The 18482-nt window shown below is 69.4% G+C and carries 18 protein-coding genes; 6 read left to right on the top strand and 12 right to left on the bottom strand.

Annotation, left to right across the window (positions count from 1 at the left end):
* Positions 1–28: 28 nt before the first annotated feature.
* The 5 genes from AL346_RS23485 to AL346_RS23470 all read right to left on the bottom strand — a co-directional run bounded on the left by AL346_RS23485 (position 29) and on the right by AL346_RS23470 (position 2890).
* The gene (locus tag AL346_RS23485) at positions 29–355 is read right to left on the bottom strand and encodes a hypothetical protein (protein ID WP_053194207.1); all 327 of its coding nucleotides are present in this window, start codon (positions 353–355) and stop codon (positions 29–31) included.
* A gap of 24 nt (positions 356–379) precedes the next feature.
* Positions 380–604, bottom strand: a complete 225-nt coding sequence (locus AL346_RS23480) for a hypothetical protein (RefSeq protein WP_053194205.1) — start codon at positions 602–604, stop codon at positions 380–382.
* A gap of 141 nt (positions 605–745) precedes the next feature.
* Entirely contained in the window at positions 746–979 is a 234-nt protein-coding gene (locus tag AL346_RS25255) for a hypothetical protein (RefSeq protein ID WP_156332931.1), read from the bottom strand.
* Between the two features lie 71 nt (positions 980–1050).
* Positions 1051–2262 (bottom strand): adenylate/guanylate cyclase domain-containing protein, encoded by a 1212-nt coding sequence (locus tag AL346_RS23475; protein ID WP_082312705.1) that lies wholly within the window; start codon positions 2260–2262, stop codon positions 1051–1053.
* Between the two features lie 160 nt (positions 2263–2422).
* A complete protein-coding gene (locus tag AL346_RS23470; protein ID WP_019404909.1) occupies positions 2423–2890 on the bottom strand; it encodes an Lrp/AsnC family transcriptional regulator in 468 nt (155 codons plus the stop codon).
* Positions 2891–3006: 116 nt separating this feature from the next.
* On the opposite strand from AL346_RS23470, the gene AL346_RS23465 reads away from it, so the two are divergent.
* Both AL346_RS23465 and AL346_RS23460 read left to right on the top strand, forming a co-directional pair.
* Entirely contained in the window at positions 3007–4023 is a 1017-nt protein-coding gene (locus tag AL346_RS23465) for a threonine/serine dehydratase (protein ID WP_019404908.1), read from the top strand.
* A complete protein-coding gene (locus tag AL346_RS23460) occupies positions 4023–4637 on the top strand; it encodes a glutathione S-transferase family protein (protein WP_019404907.1) in 615 nt (204 codons plus the stop codon). Before AL346_RS23465 ends, AL346_RS23460 begins: the two co-directional genes overlap by 1 nt.
* A gap of 17 nt (positions 4638–4654) precedes the next feature.
* Here the strand turns inward: AL346_RS23460 and AL346_RS23455 are convergent, their stop codons facing one another.
* From AL346_RS23455 to AL346_RS23435, 5 genes are all read right to left on the bottom strand, one after another.
* Complete coding sequence (locus AL346_RS23455) at positions 4655–6880, bottom strand: TRAP transporter permease (RefSeq protein WP_082312704.1); 2226 nt, start codon at positions 6878–6880, stop codon at positions 4655–4657.
* Between the two features lie 239 nt (positions 6881–7119).
* The gene (locus AL346_RS23450; RefSeq protein ID WP_019404905.1) at positions 7120–8094 is read right to left on the bottom strand and encodes a TAXI family TRAP transporter solute-binding subunit; all 975 of its coding nucleotides are present in this window, start codon (positions 8092–8094) and stop codon (positions 7120–7122) included.
* Positions 8095–8305: 211 nt separating this feature from the next.
* Positions 8306–9655: a sigma-54 dependent transcriptional regulator gene (locus AL346_RS23445; RefSeq protein WP_019404904.1), complete on the bottom strand. Its 1350-nt coding sequence runs from the start codon at positions 9653–9655 to the stop codon at positions 8306–8308.
* A complete protein-coding gene (locus tag AL346_RS23440) occupies positions 9652–11553 on the bottom strand; it encodes a sensor histidine kinase (RefSeq protein WP_082312703.1) in 1902 nt (633 codons plus the stop codon). Before AL346_RS23440 ends, AL346_RS23445 begins: the two co-directional genes overlap by 4 nt.
* 53 nt (positions 11554–11606) lie before the next feature.
* A complete protein-coding gene (locus AL346_RS23435; protein ID WP_026015614.1) occupies positions 11607–12239 on the bottom strand; it encodes a LysE family translocator in 633 nt (210 codons plus the stop codon).
* Between the two features lie 188 nt (positions 12240–12427).
* Between AL346_RS23435 and AL346_RS23430 the strand changes: the two genes are divergently transcribed.
* The 4 genes from AL346_RS23430 (at position 12428) to AL346_RS23415 (ending at position 16861) form a co-directional block, all read left to right on the top strand.
* Positions 12428–12733, top strand: a complete 306-nt coding sequence (locus tag AL346_RS23430) for a zinc ribbon domain-containing protein YjdM (protein WP_053194201.1) — start codon at positions 12428–12430, stop codon at positions 12731–12733.
* 145 nt (positions 12734–12878) lie between these two features.
* Entirely contained in the window at positions 12879–14093 is a 1215-nt protein-coding gene (locus tag AL346_RS23425) for an acyl-CoA dehydrogenase family protein (RefSeq protein ID WP_019404900.1), read from the top strand.
* An 86-nt stretch (positions 14094–14179) separates the two neighbouring features.
* Positions 14180–15790, top strand: coding sequence for an AMP-binding protein (locus AL346_RS23420; protein WP_053194198.1), 1611 nt, complete (start codon positions 14180–14182; stop codon positions 15788–15790).
* An 18-nt stretch (positions 15791–15808) separates the two neighbouring features.
* Positions 15809–16861 carry a phosphotransferase family protein gene (locus tag AL346_RS23415; RefSeq protein ID WP_019404898.1) on the top strand — a complete coding sequence of 351 codons (1053 nt, stop codon included), beginning with the start codon at positions 15809–15811 and terminating at the stop codon, positions 16859–16861.
* Positions 16862–16878: 17 nt separating this feature from the next.
* On the opposite strand, the gene AL346_RS23410 is transcribed toward AL346_RS23415, so the two are convergent.
* Positions 16879–17718, bottom strand: a complete 840-nt coding sequence (locus AL346_RS23410) for a GNAT family N-acetyltransferase (RefSeq protein ID WP_019404897.1) — start codon at positions 17716–17718, stop codon at positions 16879–16881.
* Positions 17718–18464, bottom strand: coding sequence for an aspartate/glutamate racemase family protein (locus tag AL346_RS23405; protein ID WP_019404896.1), 747 nt, complete (start codon positions 18462–18464; stop codon positions 17718–17720). Before AL346_RS23405 ends, AL346_RS23410 begins: the two co-directional genes overlap by 1 nt.
* Positions 18465–18482 lie beyond the last annotated feature (18 nt).

The following is an 18482-nucleotide window of genomic DNA, read 5'->3' as shown; positions in this document are numbered from 1 at the left end:
CTCTCGGGGGCGGCTCACGGGTGGCGGTTCACGATCCGGGGCGGACGCCGAGATCCTCGGCCTTCGCCTCGAACGCCTCCTTGATGTCCTCGATGGTCGGAAGGTTGAGGGCCCTGAGTTCGCTGTGCACCTTCTTCGCGGCCCGCGAGCTCAGATCGCGGCGGAAATTGACGACGACGTCCCCGGCCGAGCCGTAATTGCGGTAGCGCTCGATCTCCGCCCGCGTTGCGTCCTGCACGTCCTCCAGCTTGCGCCGGTCGGCCGGCGAGCGGCCGTCGGGCCGCGCCCGCATGACGGGCTCGAGCGCGCGGTCGATCACGAAGTCGACGAGCTGCTTTCTGGCGTTCGCTGCCATGATGCGTGCTCCTGCATCTCTCGGTCAGGGCCGGGTGAGCGGGCGGCTGCCGCGTGCGACGTCCTTGTCGATGCCGCCCTGCCGGTTCACGTCATTGGCGACATCGCCCTCGATCGTGTTCTCGCCCTTCATCTCCTCGAGTTCGTCCGGGGTCACCCCGGCGCGATCGGCGCCCTTCGTCCCGCCCATCATGGGGTTGGACTTCAGGTCGCGGTCCGTCGGCTTGCCAGTCTTGGCGTGCTTGCTCATGGCGTTCTCCTCGCGGGTCCTGCCCTCCTGCCGAGGGGGCGCCGCCGCGAGCCGCAGTGGCGCTGAAGCATGCCGCGGCGGCGGTTCGCTCATGCGACCGGAACTGCCTGATCGCCGGACCGTTCCCGAAAAATGCGCCTTTTACGGTGTGTCGGCTGACGCCGGCGCCGGCGTGAGCCCGAGCCGCCGGGCCACCGCGTCGACGTCGAGCTCGGCGGGTGCCTCGCTCAGCAGCCGGCGCATGCCGTGGCCGCGCAGGGCGTTGAGGAAGAACGCAACGTCGGGGTCGCCCGGCGCGCGGCCGACGGGAACTAATAGGTGAGGTGCGACTGGCGCACGCCCGCCGCAACGATCTTCCTGCTTCGGCGATAACATTGGAATTGCAATAAGTTGCATGTGCCGGCATCCGCCGGGGAGGCCTCCGCGCGGCCGGCTGGCGAAATGCCCTATGCCGCGGGGGCTGTGATCGTGAAGAGCTCTTCGTGCCTGTCGAAGCCGCGCAGGGGATGGTGGCCGACAGAGACGATGTTGGTGCAAAGCTGCTCGGGCGTTGCCGCGAGGAAGGCGGACGACAGCAGCACTTTTCGCTCGAGCAGCCGGCACATTGCGGAGATGCGGCTCGCCATGTTGACCGCCGGGCCGATGACCGTGAAGTCGAGGCGATCCTGGCTGCCGATGTTGCCGAAGAAGACATCGCCGAGGTGCAGGCCGACATAGGCCCCCGTCACCGGCAGGCCTTCGGCGACGCGCCTCTGGTTGAGCTCGGCCACGCGACGGCGCAGGAGTGCCTCGGCGTCGAGCGCGGCCCGGCAGGCCTCGCCCGGCTCCTCCGCGGGGAAGATCGCGAGGATGCCGTCGCCCATCAGTTTCAGGACGTCGCCGCCCTTCTCGTGGATCGTCGAGATGGTGGCGTCGGCATAGTCGTTGAGGAAGGGGATGATCTGGTCGGGCGCGGCGGTGTTGGTGATCTGCGTGAAGCTGCGCAGGTCGCTGTACCAGAGGACCGAGCGCACCTGGTCGGCGACCCCGCGCATGATGCGGCCTTCGAGGACCCTGCGGCCGGCATCGCGGCCGAGATAGGTCTCGACCAGGGTGCCGGTGATGCGCAGGAGCGAGGAGCACTTCACGGCAAGGGCGAGCTGCGGCACGAGGCGGCAGAGAAGATCGGCCTCCTCGTCCGCGAAGCCTGCCGGTGCATCGCTCGCCCAGGAGGAATAGAAGCAGTCCATCTCGCCGAGCGAGCCCGCATCGGCGAAGCGGTTGATGCAGGCGACATAGTCCGTGTGCCCCCGTTCGCGCAGTTCCACGAGGACGGGAAAATCCACCGGGTCGCCCTTGGCGAGATTGCGGCGCAGCGTGGTGCTGCCGTTTTCCAGCATGTGGAAGAAGGGGCTGCGGCGCCAGTTCTCCTGGGCATCCGTGTTCGCGGCGAGCCGGCCGTATTCGATCACCTCCCGCTCTTCATCCCGCCACCACGGAAAGACGCGGCCCTCGTGAATGGGGTGCAGCGTGTCGATGATCACCGTCGCCCGCGTGAGCGGCAGGCCGGCGGCGACGAGCCGCTCGCAGAACCCGCGCACGAGATCCGGCTCGGAGGTTCCGACGAGGCCCGCCTCGGTCACCCAGGCGCCGACATCGTTGAAGCGTTGATCGGTCAATGGCCAGATCCTGCTGATGGCATCGTGCAGCGCATGTTCAAGCGAACCGGCGCCATCTTGCCGCCGGGACCCGAACCGCCTGCCAGTTCTAACCGCAAGCTGCCGGGTCTCCTAGCCAGGGGCGACGCGGCGGACGATCACAATCGGTCGCGCGGTCCTCTCACTCCAGAGGCACGGTCGCGCCGCGTTTCAGCGTGCCGAGCGTGACCCTGGTGCGGAAGCGGCGGATGTTGGGGTTCTCGCTGACGAGGCGCTGCATGAGCGCGTCGTAGTCCTCGACGTCACGGGCCGCGACGACGAGCACGAAATCGCTGTCGCCGGTGACGTACCAGGCTTCCTGGATGGCGCCTTCGCGCGCGATCCAGCGCTTGAAGGCGGTGAGCAGCTCCGGTCGCTCGCGCTCGACCTCGATGTCGACGATCATCGTCAAGGGAAAGCCGGCGGCCTTGGCATCGAGCACGGCGACCTCCGCCGTGATGAAGCCGCCGTCGCGCAGCCGCGCCAGACGGCGCTGCACGGCCGAGGGCGAGAGGCCGATGGCCGCCCCGATCTTCTCGGCGGGAAGCCGTGCATTCTCCTGCACGATCTGCAGGAGCTTGCGGTCGATGCGATCGAGATCGTGCGGCATTTAAGTACCGTGTCCAGCGAACATGCGGAAATTTCCGAACCGGAGCCAAACTACGGGGAAATTCCCCGCCTTCGCAGCTTACCCTGAAAGCCGGACATAGAAAGGTCACGGCCCTGATGACAAGCGCTTCCGCCCATTCATCTGCCTCTGCGTTCGCCTCATCGAGGCCCATCGCGCTCGACGAGATCGAGGCGGCGCGCCGCCACATCGATGCATGCTTCCTCGGCACGCCGCTTACGGGCCATGCCGGGCTTGATGCCGCGCTCGGCTGCCGCCTCGCCGTCAAGGTCGAGACGCTCAATCCGGTCCGTTCCTTCAAGGGACGCGGCACGGAGGCCTTCGCCGCGCTGGCTCTCGGTGCAGGCGAGCGCTGCGTCACGGCTTCGGCCGGCAATTTCGGGCAGGGCCTTGCGCGCGCGCTCCTGCGCCGCGGCCACGCCTGCGTGGTCTTCGCGGCGACGACCGCCAATCCGGCGAAGATCGAGACGCTCCGGCAGATGGGAGCCGAGGTCCACCTTGCGGGGGACGATTTCGATGCGGCCAAGGACGCGGCGCGCGCCTATGCGACGGAGCGCGGCCTTCGCTTCGTCGAGGACGGATCCGAGCGGACGATCGCCGCCGGTGCCGGGACGATCGGCGTCGAGCTTGTGCGGAGCCTCGCCGAATTCGACGCCCTCGTCGTTCCGCTCGGCAACGGCGCGCTGCTCGCCGGCGTCGGCGCGGCCGTGCGGGCGCTGGCCCCGCAGGTCGAGATCGTCGCCGTCGTCGCCCATGAGGCGCCCTCCATGAAGCTCTCGCTGGAGACGGGGCGGGTGGTCGAGACGCGATCGGCCGCGACGATCGCGGACGGCATCGCCGTGCGCCGCCCCATCCCGGAGGCGCTCCGCATGCTGGAGGGCTGCTTCGACGCAATCGCGGCCGTCGGCGAGGACGACCTCGAACGCGCCATGCGGCTGACGATGCTGCATCTCGGGCTCGTCGCGGAGCCGGCGGGCGCGGCCGGCCTCGCGGCCGTCATGGCGGGGCGGGAACGGTTCGCCGGCCGGCGGGTCGCGACCATCCTCACCGGCAGCAATGCCGCCCCGCCCCTTCTGTCCCGCCTCTTCGCGGGCGGCAACCCGGTGGCCAGGTGATGCAGCTTCTCTACCAGACGCATTCGCCCTACGCCCGCAAGGTGCTGGTCCTCGCCCATGAGACGGGGCTCCTGCCGCGGCTCGATGTCGTACACCACGAGACCAGCCCCACCCGCCGTAACGACGCGGTGTACCACCTCAATCCGCTCGGCAAGGTGCCGATCCTCATCCTCGACGACGGCACGGCGCTGTTCGATTCCGCCGTCATCTGCGACTATCTTGATGGCCTCCACGACGGCCCGAGGCTCATTCCGACTGAGGGGCCGGCGCGCTGGCAGGCCCTTCGCCTTGCGGCGCTGGCCGGGGGCATTGCAGACGCCGGCATCCTGCTGCGCTGGGAGACGGAACGGCGGCCGCCGGAGCTGCGCTATCCCGCGCTCGCCGAGGGCCAGGCGGGAAAGCTCCGCGCGGCCTATGCCTTCCTCGAGGAGAGCGCCGCCCTCGATGGCCCGACGACCATCGGGCATATCGCGATCGCCACCGCGCTCGACTGGATCGTCTTCCGCGGCCTGCCGGGCTTCGACCGGCACGAACGGCTCCGGGACTGGTATCGCGGCTTCATCGCGCGCCCGTCGATGCAGGCGACGGCCTACACCGGCCGGACGCACGATTAAGGCGGCAGCGAGCGGCCTCAGTCGAGCCCGTGCGCGAGGTCGCGCGGGCTCACCACCTTCTTCTGGTAGAGGAGCACGCCGGCGCCGATCGCGAGGCCGACGAGGTCCGAGATAAGGCCGCCCTTGATCATGGCGAGTGCGCCGATGAGCAGGACAACCCGCACGAGCGGGTGCAGCAGCCCGAAGAACCAGCCCTGCACGGCGGCAGCCAGCATGAAGATGCCGACGGACGCAGTGACGAAGACATGCGCGATCTCGAGCCACTCGCCCTGCATGAGCAGCGCCTGCGAGTAGAAGAACATGAACGGCACCACGAAGGCGGCCAGGCCGATCTTGAAGCTTTCCACCGAGGTGCGCATGGGATCCGACCCCGATAGCGCCGCGCCGGCATAGGCGGCGAGGGCGACCGGCGGCGTGATGGCGGACATGACGGCGAAGTAGAAGACGAAGAAATGCGCCGTCAGCACCGGGATGCCGAGGCTGATGAGGCCCGGCGCCACCACCGCCGCGGCCACCGCATAGGCGGCCGTCGTCGGCATGCCCATGCCGAGCACGATGGCGATGCACATGGCGAAGAACAGGGCGAGCAGCTGGTTCTGCGCCGCGAGCGCCAGGAGGAGGGCGGAGAAGCGCGCGCCGACGCCGGTGAGCGCGATGACGCCGACGATGATGCCGGCGCAGGCGCAGACCGCGACGAGCTGGATCGACATCTTGGCCGCGAGCTCGAAGGCGCGCAGCACGGCCGTGACCCCCATCCGGTACGGCGTCAGCCAGCTGACCACCGCGGCCGCAACCATGGCGAGGGTGCCCGCCCGGATGACCGAATAGCCCGCGAACAGCGCGTAGATGAGGATGATGACCGGGATGAACAGGTAGACCTGCCTCACCAGCTTGGCGAAGACCGGCAGCTCGTCGCGCGGCAGGCCCTTCATGCCGAGCTTCAGCGCCTGCAGGTCGACCATGAAGTAGACCGAGGCGAAATAGAGCACCGAGGGGATGATCGCCGCGACGACGATCTCGGTGTAGGGGATGCCGGTGACCTCGGCCATGATGAAGGCGCCGGCGCCCATGATGGGCGGCATGATCTGCCCGCCCGATGACGCGGCCGCCTCGATGGCGCCGGACGAACGCGCCGGATAGCCGACCCGCTTCATGAGCGGGATAGTGAGCGAGCCGGTGGCGACGACGTTGCCGGCTGACGTGCCGTTGATCATGCCCATGAGGCCGGAGGCGAAGACGGCGACCTTGGCCGGGCCGCCGCGGGCGTGGCCGGCGGCGGCGAAGGCGAAGTTGACGAAGTAGTCGCCGACCTTCGAGGCCTGCAGGAAGGCCGCGAAGGTGATGAAGAGGATGATGTAGGTCGAGGAGACCGCCGTCGTGTCGCCGAGGATGCCCTGGTCCGTGTAGATGTAGGTGAAGAAGCGCGTGGGCGTGTAGCCGCGGTGGGCGAGGAAGCCCGGCAGGTAGGGTCCGGCGAAGGAATAGAGGATGAAGATCGCGGCGATGACGACGAGGGCGAGGCCGGCGAGGCGCCGCGTCGCCTCGAGGATGAGGATGACGCCGACGAGCGCGGCATAGAAGTCCGCCGTCTGGGCAAGGGCCGTGCCGGCGCGCAGGCGCAGCGCCCCGACGTTGAACAGGATGTAGCCGAGCACCGTAACGGCCGCGACGGCGAGCAGCACGTCGGCCCAGTGCAGGCGACCGCGCGCCCGCTCGGGGAAGAACCAGGCGCCCGCAAGCGCCGCCACCATGCCGGCGGTGAGGGGAAGGCCGTAGGTCTCGAAGACGAAGGCCGGCGGGCGCGCCGCGCCGGTCAGCCACCAGCCGCCCCAGGCGAAGGCGATCATGGCGGCGGCATAGCCGATGCCGCCTGCCCCGACGATGAGGAGCGGCCACTCGAGCGGAGCGACACGCAGCGGCCGGCCGGCTTCCGTGGGCGCCGCCGAGATGCCGGCCGCCGAGAACAGGAGGAAGCCGAGGACGAGGCCGCCCGCGACGTGGATGAGGCGATAGGTCCAGGTCTCCAGCGGGTAGAAGTTCATCACCCCGATATGGAAGGCGGTGTAGAGGATGCAGAGCGCGACCATCAGGCCGGCGCCGACACCGCCGGTGAAATCGCGCTGGTTGCCGGCAAGCGGCTCGTCGTCGACGCCATGCGCCAGCACGGCCCCCTCGACACCTTCCCGAGGAAGATCAGCCGGGGACGTCGTTGCGGAAAGGGGCGTCTGGGGGGTGCTGGTCATCGCAAGCCCTCGCCTCGAACATGCGTTGGATCATCGTCCAGCCGCCGGGCGGCCGGCATATGGTAGCCGAACCGGCCTGCCATTGCAGGCGGTGCATCACGTTTCGCCTTGGTGCGCGGCGTGCAGCGCCGGGGCGGCCGACGGAGGGCGTCGGCCCGCCTGCGATACGGGTCTGCGGTCAGCCGGTGCGCGGCCGGACGTGGCGCGGGGAGGAGCGTGCCGCCCCGCGCCGCCAGGGCTCAGCCCTTGAGGTTGTCCGGGATCTGGATGCCCTTTTCCTCGAAGTAGCGCACGGCGCCCGGGTGGTAGGGCAGGAAGCTGTTGCGGTCGACGTGGCCGGGCACGGTCTCGGACGCCGTCGAGTGGATCTGCTTCATGCGATCGTTGTTCTCCATCACGAGCTTCACGATCTCATAGGCCAGGCTCTCGGGCATGTCCTTGTGGGCCACCGCGAAGTTCCACAGGCTCACCGTGTCCTGCGGGTCGGGGAAGCCCTGGTAGAGGCCGCCGGGGATCTGGAACTCGGCGAGCTCGGGCATCTTGTCGAGGATGGCCTTCTGCTGCTCCTTGGTGAAGGAGAAGATGTTGACCGGGTTCTCCGCCGCGATCTGGGCGAAGGCCGAGATCGGCACGCCGGCCGCGAAGGCGAAGGCGTCGATCAGCCCGTCCTTGACCTGGCTGGTGGCGTCGTTGGCGCCGGCATAGCTGATGACCGGCTTGACCTCGAGGACCTCGAAGAAACGCGGCCAGTAGGTGGCGGCGGTGCCGCCGGCCGGGCCCACGGCCACGCGCTTGCCGGCGAGATCCTTGACGTCCTTGATGCCCGACGATTTCAGCGCCACGACCTGGAACGGCGTCTGGTACATGGGGAAGAGGGCGCGCAGGTCCTTGTGCTCGACGCCCGGGGCGAGCTCGCTCTTGCCGGTCCAGGCCTCATAGGCCGGGCCCATGGTGACGAGGCCGATCTGGTGGTCGCCGGTCTGCACGAGCGTGGCGTTCTGCACCGGGCCGCCGGTCACCTCGGCCGAGGCGTTGACGCCCAGCTTCTCGCTGATGAAGTTCGCGAGGCCGTTACCGTAGATGAAGTAGGTGCCGCCCTGGCTGGCGGTGCCGATGGTCAGGCTCTGCGGCCAGCCGGTCTTGTCCTGCGCGACGGCCGGAGCGGCCAGGAAAAGCGCGGCGGCGCCGAGCGCCGCAAGCGTGATCTTGCGCATCGTTTCCTCCCTTGCGAATGCGGGTTGCCGGTGCGGGTTCCCATCCACACTTCGGCTCCGATCGCATCAACACGCAGCCGTGCCTGCGAGACAATCATTCATGGGCGGCAAATGCATCTTTTTGCGTCAAGGCAACGGCAATGGGTGGAAATCGTAACATTTCGCCGGCACTCGTGGGTGGAATTCCACCCGAGCGCCCCCGACGGCCCGGTCAATCCTGGCCGACGGCGGCCTGGCGGGTGAGGCCGTATTTCTGCATCTTCTCGTAGAGCGTCTTGCGCGAGATGCCGAAGCCCTCGTAGACGGGCTTGAGCGCGCCGCCGCTCGCCGCGAGCGCCGAGGCGATGAGGCGCTTCTCGTAATCCGCCACCCGGCTGGCGAGGCTCGCCGGTTCGCCCGGGTCATCATCGGCGCCCTCCTCGTCGGCGACGCCGAGACCGAGGACGAAGCGGTCGGCCGCGTTGCGCAGTTCGCGCACGTTCCCGGGCCAGGCCCGCTGGCTGACGGCGGCGATGACATGGGCCGGCACCTCGATGTCGTCGCGCCTGTAGCGCGCCCGGGCCTCGGCCACGAGCTGCAGGAACAGCAGCGGTATGTCCTCCGGCCGGGCGGCGAGGGCGGGCATGCGCAGGCTGACGACGTTGAGGCAGTAATAGAGGTCGGCGCGGAAGCGCCCCGCCGCCACTTCCTTGTCGAGATCGGACTTGCTGAGGGCGATGAAGCGCACGTCGAGCGGCACCGGCTCGTTGGAGCCGAGGCGGGTGATGACCCGCTCCTGGATGACGCGCAGCAGCTTGGCCTGCAGCTCCAGCGGCATGGAGCCGATCTCGTCGAGCAGGATGGTGCCGCCACGCGCGTGCTCGAACTTGCCGTAGCGCGGCCGCAAGGCGCCGGGGAAGGCGCCCGCCTCGTGGCCGAAAAGCTCGCTCTCCATCAGCGCCGCCGGCATCGCGGCGCAGTTGATGGCGACGACCGGCCGTCCCGCGCGGGCGCTGATGTCGTGCAGGGCGCGGGCGGCGACCTCCTTGCCCGTCCCCGTGTCGCCGACGATCAGCACGTCCGCGTCGGTCGCGGCGATGGCGCGCAACCGGTAGCGCAGGTCGACCATCAGCGCGCTGCGCCCGGGCAGGCGCGTCTCGATGTCGTCCCGCTTGCCCGCCAGCGCCCTGAGGCGGCGGTTCTCGAGAACGAGGGCGCGCCGGTCGAGCGCCCGCCGGGCGATGTCGCCGAGGTTCTGCACCGTGAAGGGCTTCTCGACGAAGTCGTAGGCGCCTTCGCGCATGGCGCGGACCGCGAGCTGCACGTCCGCATGGCCGGTGAGCAGGACGACGGGAATGTCCGGGTCGATCTCGTGGATGCGGTTCATCAGCGACATGCCGTCCATGCCGGGCATGCGGATGTCCGTCATCACGAGGCCGTCGAAGTCGTAGCCGACGCGGCTCAGCACCTCCTCGGCGCTGGCGAAGCCGCGCACGGCAAAGCCGGCGAGTTCCAGCCCCTGGACCGAGGCGATGCGCAGGTCGTCCTCGTCGTCGGCGAGCAGGATCTGCGGCCCGCTCATTCGGCCGCCTCCCGGGGCGCGCTGAGATCCGTCGCCTCGAGCTCGATGGTGAAGACCGCGCCGCTCCCCGGCGCGTTGGCGACGAGGAGATTGCCGCCGAAATCCTGGATGATGTTGTAGGAGATCGACAGGCCGAGGCCGAGGCCCTTGCCGACGCCCTTGGTCGTGAAGAAGGGATCGAAGATGCGCCCGGCGATGGCGTCCGGCACGCCGGGGCCCGGGTCGCTCACGCTGATGAGCACGTGTCCGCCCTGCCGCTCGGCGCGGAGCGTGATGGTGCGCTCTGGCCGGCCCTCCACGGCATCGGCGGCATTGGTGATGAGATTGACCAGCACCTGCTGCAGGCGCACGGCGCCGCCGCGCACCATGAGCGGGCCTTCGCCGAGGTCGATCACGAGCTCGGCCTGAGCGGCCTTGAGCCGCCACGCCACGATCTCGAGCGTGTCGCGCACCACCTCGTGTACGTCGACGGGGCCCAGCTTCTGGTTGGGCTTGCGGGCGAAATTGCGCAGGTGGCGGCTGATGGTGGCGAGCCGGTCCGTAAGGGCGGCGATGCGCGTGACATTCTCGCGTGCATCCGCGATGCGCTCATGGTCGATGAGCACGGCCGTGTTATCGGCATAGGTGCGCAGCGCCGCGAGCGGCTGGTTGAACTCGTGCGACAGCGCCGCCGACATCTGGCCGAGGGCTGCGAGCTTGCCGGCCTGGATGAGGTCGTCCTGCGTCTGGCGCAGCCGCTGCTCCGTGGCGCGGCGCTCGGCCACCTCCGTCTCGAGCCGGCTGTTGACCGCGGCGAGGTCGCGCGTGCGCTCGGCGACCCGCCGCTCCAGCGTCTCGCGGGCCTCCTGCTGCAGGGCCATGCGCTCGGCCATGCGCGCCCGCCGCTGCAGGACGACCGCCGCGACCATGCCGGCAAGGGCGAGGCACAGGAAGATGGCGACGAGCGCGGTGAAGGCCTGGGCCCTGGCCGAGGCCGTGTCGAGCAGCACCTTCACCGTCCATCCGGCCTCCGGCATCGGCTCGGTCAGGACGAGATATTCGCGCGGTTCGCCATTGGCCTCGCCGATCGTCATCAAGGCGTGGCCGGCCTCGCTGCCACGGCTCTCGATGGGCAGCGGATAGAGCCGGGCATCGGCATAGCGGCGCGAGGCATTGGTGCGCGCCAGCCGCTCCGGCGTCAGCGGCTCGAGCCCGGCATAGCGCCACTCGTCGCGACCGGTGAGGAAGATGATGCCCTCGGGATCAGTGACGATGATGACGTGGTCGCTGCCGCGCCAGGACAGTTCGATGACGTCGACGTCGACCTTGAAGACGACGACCCCGCGGATCGCCTCCCCGTCGCGGATGGGCGCGGAATAATAGTAGCCGCGCTTGAGCGAGGTGGTGCCGAGCGCGAAGAAGCGGCCGCGCTCGCCCTTCATCGCATCCTGGAAATAGGGCCGGTAGCTGAAGTTCTCGCCGACGAAGCTCAGCGGCTCGTCGTGGTTGCTGGCTGCGATGGTGACGCCGTCCGGGGCCATGACATAGATGTCGGACGATTCGAGCAGTCCGTTGATTTCCTTGAGATAGCGGTTGGCCGCGGCCCTGAGGCCTGGATCCTCCGGCCGGCGCGCCAGCTCGCGGATGTCGTCATGGTCGGCGATGAGCGAGGGCAGCGGCTCGTAGCGGCGCATGTGGCCGTGGAGGGCGGCGACCGCGAGGCGCAGCGTGGTCTGCCCGCGCGCGGCCGTCTCGGTGAGGTAAATGCGCGTTGCCGCCGTGCCGCCCCAGACGGCGGCGGCACATGCAAGAACGACGAGCACCCCGAGGCGGGCCCATGTGAGCCAGGTTTTCTGCAAGTCGCCGCCTGTCGCAGCCCTTTTCGAGCGCGGCTCCGCGCTCCTCCCTGTCGCACACATCTAGCACAGGCCAGCCGGCGATGACCACTGCCCGGCAGGGCACAGGCACGTGCTCAGGCCCGCAATTCCCTGACCCCGTCGGCGAGAAGACGCGCACCGACGGCGCCAAACACGGCGCCGAAGGCCCCTTCGATGGCCCTGAAGAACCGCTGGTACGCGCGCACCGCAACCCCGGTCGAGAACAGCACCGCATAGGTTCCGTAGACCAGCATGGCCGATGCCGATGCTCCGGCCCCGATGAGGAGGAAATGCGCCGCAGAGAGGCCGGTCGAGGCCAGGAACATGGCGATCGCCACCCACATCAGGGCGGCCTTCGGGTTCGTCATCACCACGGCGAGCCCCAGCCGATAGGCGGCACGGACGCGAAGGGCACCGCCGCCCGCGGCCGGCATCCCTGCCGCCGGCGTGAAGGCACTGCGCAGCGCCTTCACGCCAAGGAAGAGGAGATAGCCGCCGCCGATGAACTTCATCGCGGTGACGGTTTCGGGGAAGGCCTGCAGCAGGGCGCCGACCCCGAAGGCGAACAGGATCGCCCAGACGAAGACCCCCGTCGCAATCCCCGCCGCCGTCGCAAGGCCTGCCCGGCGGCTCGTGCCGAGAGAGGCGGAGGCAACCGCCATCATGTTCGGCCCCGGCGAGACCTGAGCCAGGAAGACGCCCAGGAACACACTCGCTATACCGATCATGCCTCGACCCTCCGCAGATGGCGCGAGCATAGCGGCCGCCGGGAGCGTCCAGCAATCGCCCGTGACGGGCGGAACATTGCACAGCGCCGGCATGTGATATAAGCGTGCCGCCAAGCCATCCACGTCGATTGTCCGTCGCAGCCCGCACCGGACCGGCAGATGGGAACGATCTTGAAAGCGAGGCAGGCGTGGCCGACGACAACGACGAATATGTCTACGACGAGACAACCGGTGAATGGCGCCCGGCGGCGGAGATGGCCGCGGCGGCTGCCGACGCGGCCGCGGTGCGCGATGCCGCCGGCAACATCCTGGCCGACGGCGACTCGGTGACCCTCATCAAGGACCTCAAGGTCAAGGGCGCCAACCAGACCCTGAAGCAGGGCACGGTCATCAAGTCGATCCGCCTCACCGACAATGTCGAGGAGATCGACTGCCGCTACGACGGCATCAAGGGCCTCGTCCTGCGCACCGAATTCGTCCGCAAGCGCGGCTGAGCGCAAGCGGGCGCTGCACGATCGCCCGCTCCACCTTCGCAAAATCCCGATTGGCCCCGGCACAGGCCTCCAATACCGTGGTGGAGCCCGCTGCTCTGCCCGGAAGCCGGCGGCAGCGATCTGGTTTCAGCGTCGTGGGGCTGGCATGAACTTCGAAATCTCCCCGAGGATCGAGGACTACCGCGCGCGCATCGCCGATTTCGTGGCGCGCGAGATCCTGCCGCTGGAGGCCGACTCCCGGTCCTTCGACGAGCATGGCAACATCACGCTCGATCTGCTCGGGCCCCTGCGCGAAAAGGCGAGGGCGGCCGGGCTCTGGTGCCTGCAGCTCAAGGAGGAGACGGGGGGCGCCGGGCTCGGCAAGGTCGGCATGGCGGTCTGCTACGAGGAGATGAACCGCTCCATCTTCGGCCCCGTCGTCTTCAACGCGGCGGCTCCGGACGACGGCAACATGATGCTGCTGGAGGCGGTGGGAACGCCGGAGCAGCAGGAGCGGTGGCTCGCCCCGGTCGCCGCGGGCAAGGTCCGCTCCGCCTTCGCCATGACCGAGCCCCATCCGGGCGGCGGCTCCGACCCGTCGATGATGCTCACGCGCGCCGAAAAACGCGGCGACACCTATGTCGTCACCGGCCGCAAATGGTTCATCACCGGGGCCGGGGAGGCGAGCCATTTCATCCTCGTCGCGCGCACGTCCGACGATCCCCGCCACGGCCTTACCGCCTTTCTCTTCCACAAGGACCAGCCGGGATGGCGCATAGAGCGGCGCATTCCCATCATGGGGCCGGAGGAGCACGGCGGGCATTGCGAGCTCGTGTTCGACGGCCTCGAGATCCCGGCGAGTGACATTCTCCTCGGCGAGGGGCGGGGCATGAAGGTGACGCAGGTGCGGCTCGGTCCGGCGCGCCTGACCCATTGCATGCGCTGGCTCGGCCTCGCCAAGCGCTCAGTCGAGATCGCGCGCGCCTATGCCGGCGAGCGCCACGGCTTCGGCCAGCGGCTGGCGGACCGGGAGAGCATCCAGCTCATGCTCGGCGGGCTCGCCATGCGCATCGAGATCGGCCGGCTCCTCGTCATGCGCGCGGCGTGGGAGCTCGACCGCGGCGGCTTCGCCCGCAAGGAAGTCTCGATGGCCAAGATCCACGTGGCGAACCTCCTCCACGAGGCCGCCGACGTCGCCATCCAGATCAACGGCGCGCGCGGCTATTCCAAGGATACGGTGCTGGAGTGGATCTATCGCTACGCCCGGCAGGCGCGGCTGGTCGACGGCGCCGACGAGGTCCACAAGATGGTTCTGAACCGGTTCCTGAACGAGGAGGGAACGGGCTTCTGGCGCTGGGACGTCGCAGCCCCGCCGATGTGAGGGTGAACGCCCGAGACGATCAGGCAGCAAGGGGCCCATCCAAGAGGCCTCCGCCAGAAAAATGAACGGAGGGAGGACAGCAATCCATGCGTCTTGATGCCCATCTCGCGCCACGGCCGGCGAACCACGTTCCCCTGACGCCGCTCGACCTGCTCGACCGCACGGTCGAGGCCCATCCCGAGCGCCCGGCCGTGGTCTGGCGGGAGCGGACCCTGACCTATCGCGCCTTCGGCCGAATGGTCACGCGCTTCGCGGCCTTTCTCCTCGGCCGCGGCATCGAACCCGGCGACGTGGTCTCCATCATCGCCCCGAACCGGCCGGAGATGCTCGCCGCGCACTACGCCGTGCCGATGATCGGCGCCGTGCTCAACACCATCAACACGCGGCTCGAGCCGGACACCGTCGGCTATATCCTCGAACACGCGCAGTCGCGCCTGCTGATCGCGGACCCTTTCTGCCTGGGCGTGGCACAGACGGCGGCGACGGAGGCGCGCGTGCCTCTCGTCGTCCTCGACGCCGACGGGGAGCCTGCGGGTCCTGATGCCCTCGACCTTTTCGGCGAGGGCGAGGTGTCCGACGACATCGATTACCGGCGCTTCGTGAAGGACGAGTGGCAGCCGATCTGCCTCAACTACACCTCGGGTACGACGGGGCGGCCGAAGGGCGTCGTCTATCACCACCGCGGAGCCTATCTCAACGCCCTCGGCAACGTGCTGGCGCTCGGGCTCGACCAGCGCAGCGTCTATCTCTGGACCCTGCCGATGTTCCACTGCAACGGCTGGTGCCACACCTGGGCCGTAACGGCGGCGGGTGGCCTCCACGTCTGCCTCGATCGCGTCGATCCGGCCCTCATCTTCGCGGCCATCGAGCAGCACGGCGTCACGCATCTCAGCTGCGCGCCGGTGGTGCTCTACATGCTGCTGAACCATCCGGACCGGGAGAAGAAGGACGTCTCCCGCATGGTGCGGGTCGCAACGGGCGGCGCGGCGCCGACGAGCGCGCTCATCGCTCAGATGGAGGCGCTGGGCTTCGACCTCATCCATCTCTACGGACTGACGGAATCCTACGGGCCCGCCACCTTGTGCGAGCTCGACGAGGCGGCGGACCTCGATGTGGAGGCGAAGGCGCAGCTCCTGGCGCGGCAGGGTTTTCGGCACGTCACCGGCAGCAGGGTGCGCGTCGTGGACGGTGAGGGAAGGGATGTCGCCCGCGACGGTACGACGACGGGCGAGATCGTGCTCGCCGGCAACACGCTGATGGCCGGCTATTACCGCGACGAGGCGGCGACCGCGAGCGCCTTCGCGGGCGACGTCTTCCACACGGGCGACCTTGCGGTCGTGCACGGCGACGGCCGCATCGAGATCAGGGACCGCGCCAAGGACGTCATCATCTCGGGCGGCGAGAATATCTCGAGCCTCGAGGTGGAGAACGTGCTGCACCAGCACCCCGCCGTCCTTATCGCCGCCGTGGTGGCGGCCCCCGATCCCAAGTGGGGCGAGGTGCCCTGCGCCTTCATCGAGCTCAAGGGTACAGGCACGGCGACGGCCGAAGAGCTCACGGCCTTCTGCCGGGAGCGGCTCGCAGGCTTCAAGGTGCCGAAGCGCTTCGTCTTCGGCGAAGTCCCGAAGACGGCGACGGGCAAGATCCAGAAGTTCCGGCTCCGCTCCGAGGCGGCTGCGGCCGCAGGCGCCGCCTGATAACGGGAGACCCCGGCGATGACAACGACGGGTCCGGCCCGCACGCCCGATACCGATACCGATTTCGATCCCGCCGCCCTCGGGCGCTTTCTTGCGCAGCGCTTCGGCGGGAGCGCCGATCACTTCAGCTGGAGCAGGATCGGCGGCGGGCAGTCGAACCCCACCTATTTCGTCGACGTCGGCGGCCGCCGCATGGTCCTGCGCAAGCAGCCGAACGGGGAGATCCTGCGCGGGGCGCATGCGATCGACAGGGAATACCGCGTGCTCGACGCGCTCATCGCGACCGACGTGCCGGTGCCGCGACCGATCCTCTACCATGCCGATGCAGGCCTCCTCGGCACGCCCTTCTACCTGATGGAGCGGCTCGAAGGCCGCGTCTTCCACGATTGCTCGCTGCCGGAACTCGCACCCGCAGAAAGGCGCGGCATCTATCTCGGCATGGCCGAGGCGCTGGCGAAGCTGCACGCCATCCGCCCGCAGGATGTCGGCCTTGCCGACTTCGGCCGGCCCGGCAGCTATTTCGAGCGGCAGATCGCGCGCTGGTCGAAGCAGCTCCACGCCTCGCCGGGCGATCCCGTTCCCGCCCTCGCCCGCGTCGAAGCCTGGCTCAGGGAGAACCTGCCCGCGGATGACGGGATGGTCGCGATCGCGCATGGGGATTTCCGCCTCGGCAACCTGCTCTTCCACCCTGAGGAGCCGCGCGTCGTCGGCATTCTCGACTGGGAGCTGTCGACCCTCGGCCATCCCCTTGCCGATCTCGGCTTCTGCTGCATGCCGTGGCACACGGCGCCGGACGAATACGGCGGCATTCTCGGCCTCGACCATGCCGGGCTCGGCATCCCCACCCGGCGGGAGTTCGTCGCCCATTATCAGGCCCATGCGGTGCCGACCGCTCCGCTCGCGCGGTTCCATGTCGCCTTCGCGCTCTTCCGCTTCGCGGTCATCTTCGTCGGCATCGCCGACCGGGCACGGGCAGGCAATGCCGCATCGGCCGATGCGGCAAGGCTCGGGCCGCTGGCGGGCCGCTTCGCCGAGAGGGCGCTCGAGGTCATCGGGACGAGGGATTGGTGAGGGCGCGGGGCGGACGCTCAGCCCAGCTCCAGCGTCGTGATGCCGAAGACGCCGCCAAGGTCGACCGCCGGCGCCGCGCCGCGGTACATGCGCGCGGTCTCGAAGCCCGGCGACAGCCCCGCCGCGGCCAGGAAGGCCGGGAAGCTCCCGGCTGTCTCCGGAACGTCGATATGGATGGGGCCGCCGCAGACGCCGGCGAGCGCCGAGAGCAGCAATCCCGCGGTCCCGCCGTTCCGCGCGAAGAGCGGGCCGATCTTGAAGCCCTCGCGGCAGGGCCGGGCGACGCCGTAGCCGGCGAGACCGTCCTGGCCCATCGCCACGAGGGCGGCATGCGGCGGGCGCAGCCATTGCTCCAGGAAGGCCCGGCGCGGTGCCGGGAAGAAGGCGCCATCGAAGGCGGCCACGGCCTCGACGAGATCGGGCGTCACCGGCCGGACCGCGCCGGACGGGGTGTCGGCCGGCGCGAAGCGCCCGCTGTAGCGGATGGTGCGATAGGCCGCGACGAAGCCCATGCTGCGGTAGTTGGCCTGCTGTGCGGGCACGCCGTCGAGACCGATGGTGCGGCCGGCGAGCCGCGCCATGCCGGCATCCCACACGGCCTTCCCGTGGCCCCTGCCGCGCCGATCCGGCCGGCAGATGTAGAGCCCGATGAAGCCGAACGTCTCCCCGTAGGCGACGGCCGAGATGCCGGCGACCATCTCGCCGTCGGCGAAGGCGCCGAGGAAGCCGTCCGGATCCGCGGCATGGAAGGCGGCGGCATCGGCGAGACCGGGGTTCCAGCCTTCGCCCGCCGCCCAGTCGACCAGCGTCTCGACCTCGGCGAGCGTCAGCAGGCGTATCGTCGGTGTTTGCGGCATCAGGCGACGGCCTTGTCCTCGATCCCGAAGCCGGCGAGGAGGCCAGTGTAGGGCTTCGCGGCAGGCCGAGCATAGGCCCCGCGCTTGCCGGTGGACAAGCCGAGCGTCACGAGCGCCTCGGCCTGCTTGACCGCCGCCCCGACGCCATCGACGACGGGAATGCCGAACTCGCCTTGCAGCGCGGCGGCAAGGTCCGCCATGCCGGCGCAGCCGAGCACGACCGCTTCGGCATGATCCTCCTTGAGGGTGCGGGCGATCTCGCCGCGCAGCGCTGCTACGGCGTCGGATGACGGGTCTTCAAGGTCGAGCACGGGAACGCCGAGCGCCCGGACGCGGGCGCGCGGCTCCATGCCGTAGCGGCGGACGAGCTCGGTGATCGGCACGAGCGAACGCTCCGACATCGTCACCACGCTGAAGCGTCGGGCGAGGAAAGAGGCGAGGCTCAGCGCGGCCTCGCAGAGGCCGATCACGGGGATGGCGGCCATGGCGCGGGCCGCGTCGAGGCCGGTGTCGTCGAAACAGGCGATGACCGCCGCCGCGGCGCCCGCCCGCTCGCCCCGCGCGATCTCGGCGAGGAGGCCCGGCACCGCCAGCGCCTCGTCGTAATAGCCCTCGATGGAGGCGGGGCCCATGGCGGAGGTCACGGCCTCGATGACGGTCGACGGACCGGCGGCGGCGCGCGCGGCCGCCGCGATCGTCTCGGTCATCGAGGCGGTGGTGTTGGGATTGACGACGAGGATATGCATGGGAGGTTCCGTGCGCGG

Source organism: Chelatococcus sp. CO-6, from assembly GCF_001271345.1.
Lineage (GTDB): Bacteria > Pseudomonadota > Alphaproteobacteria > Rhizobiales > Beijerinckiaceae > Chelatococcus_A > Chelatococcus_A caeni.
The sequence above is the reverse complement of the archived record's forward strand: the minus strand, read 5'-3'. Positions and strand labels throughout refer to the sequence as shown.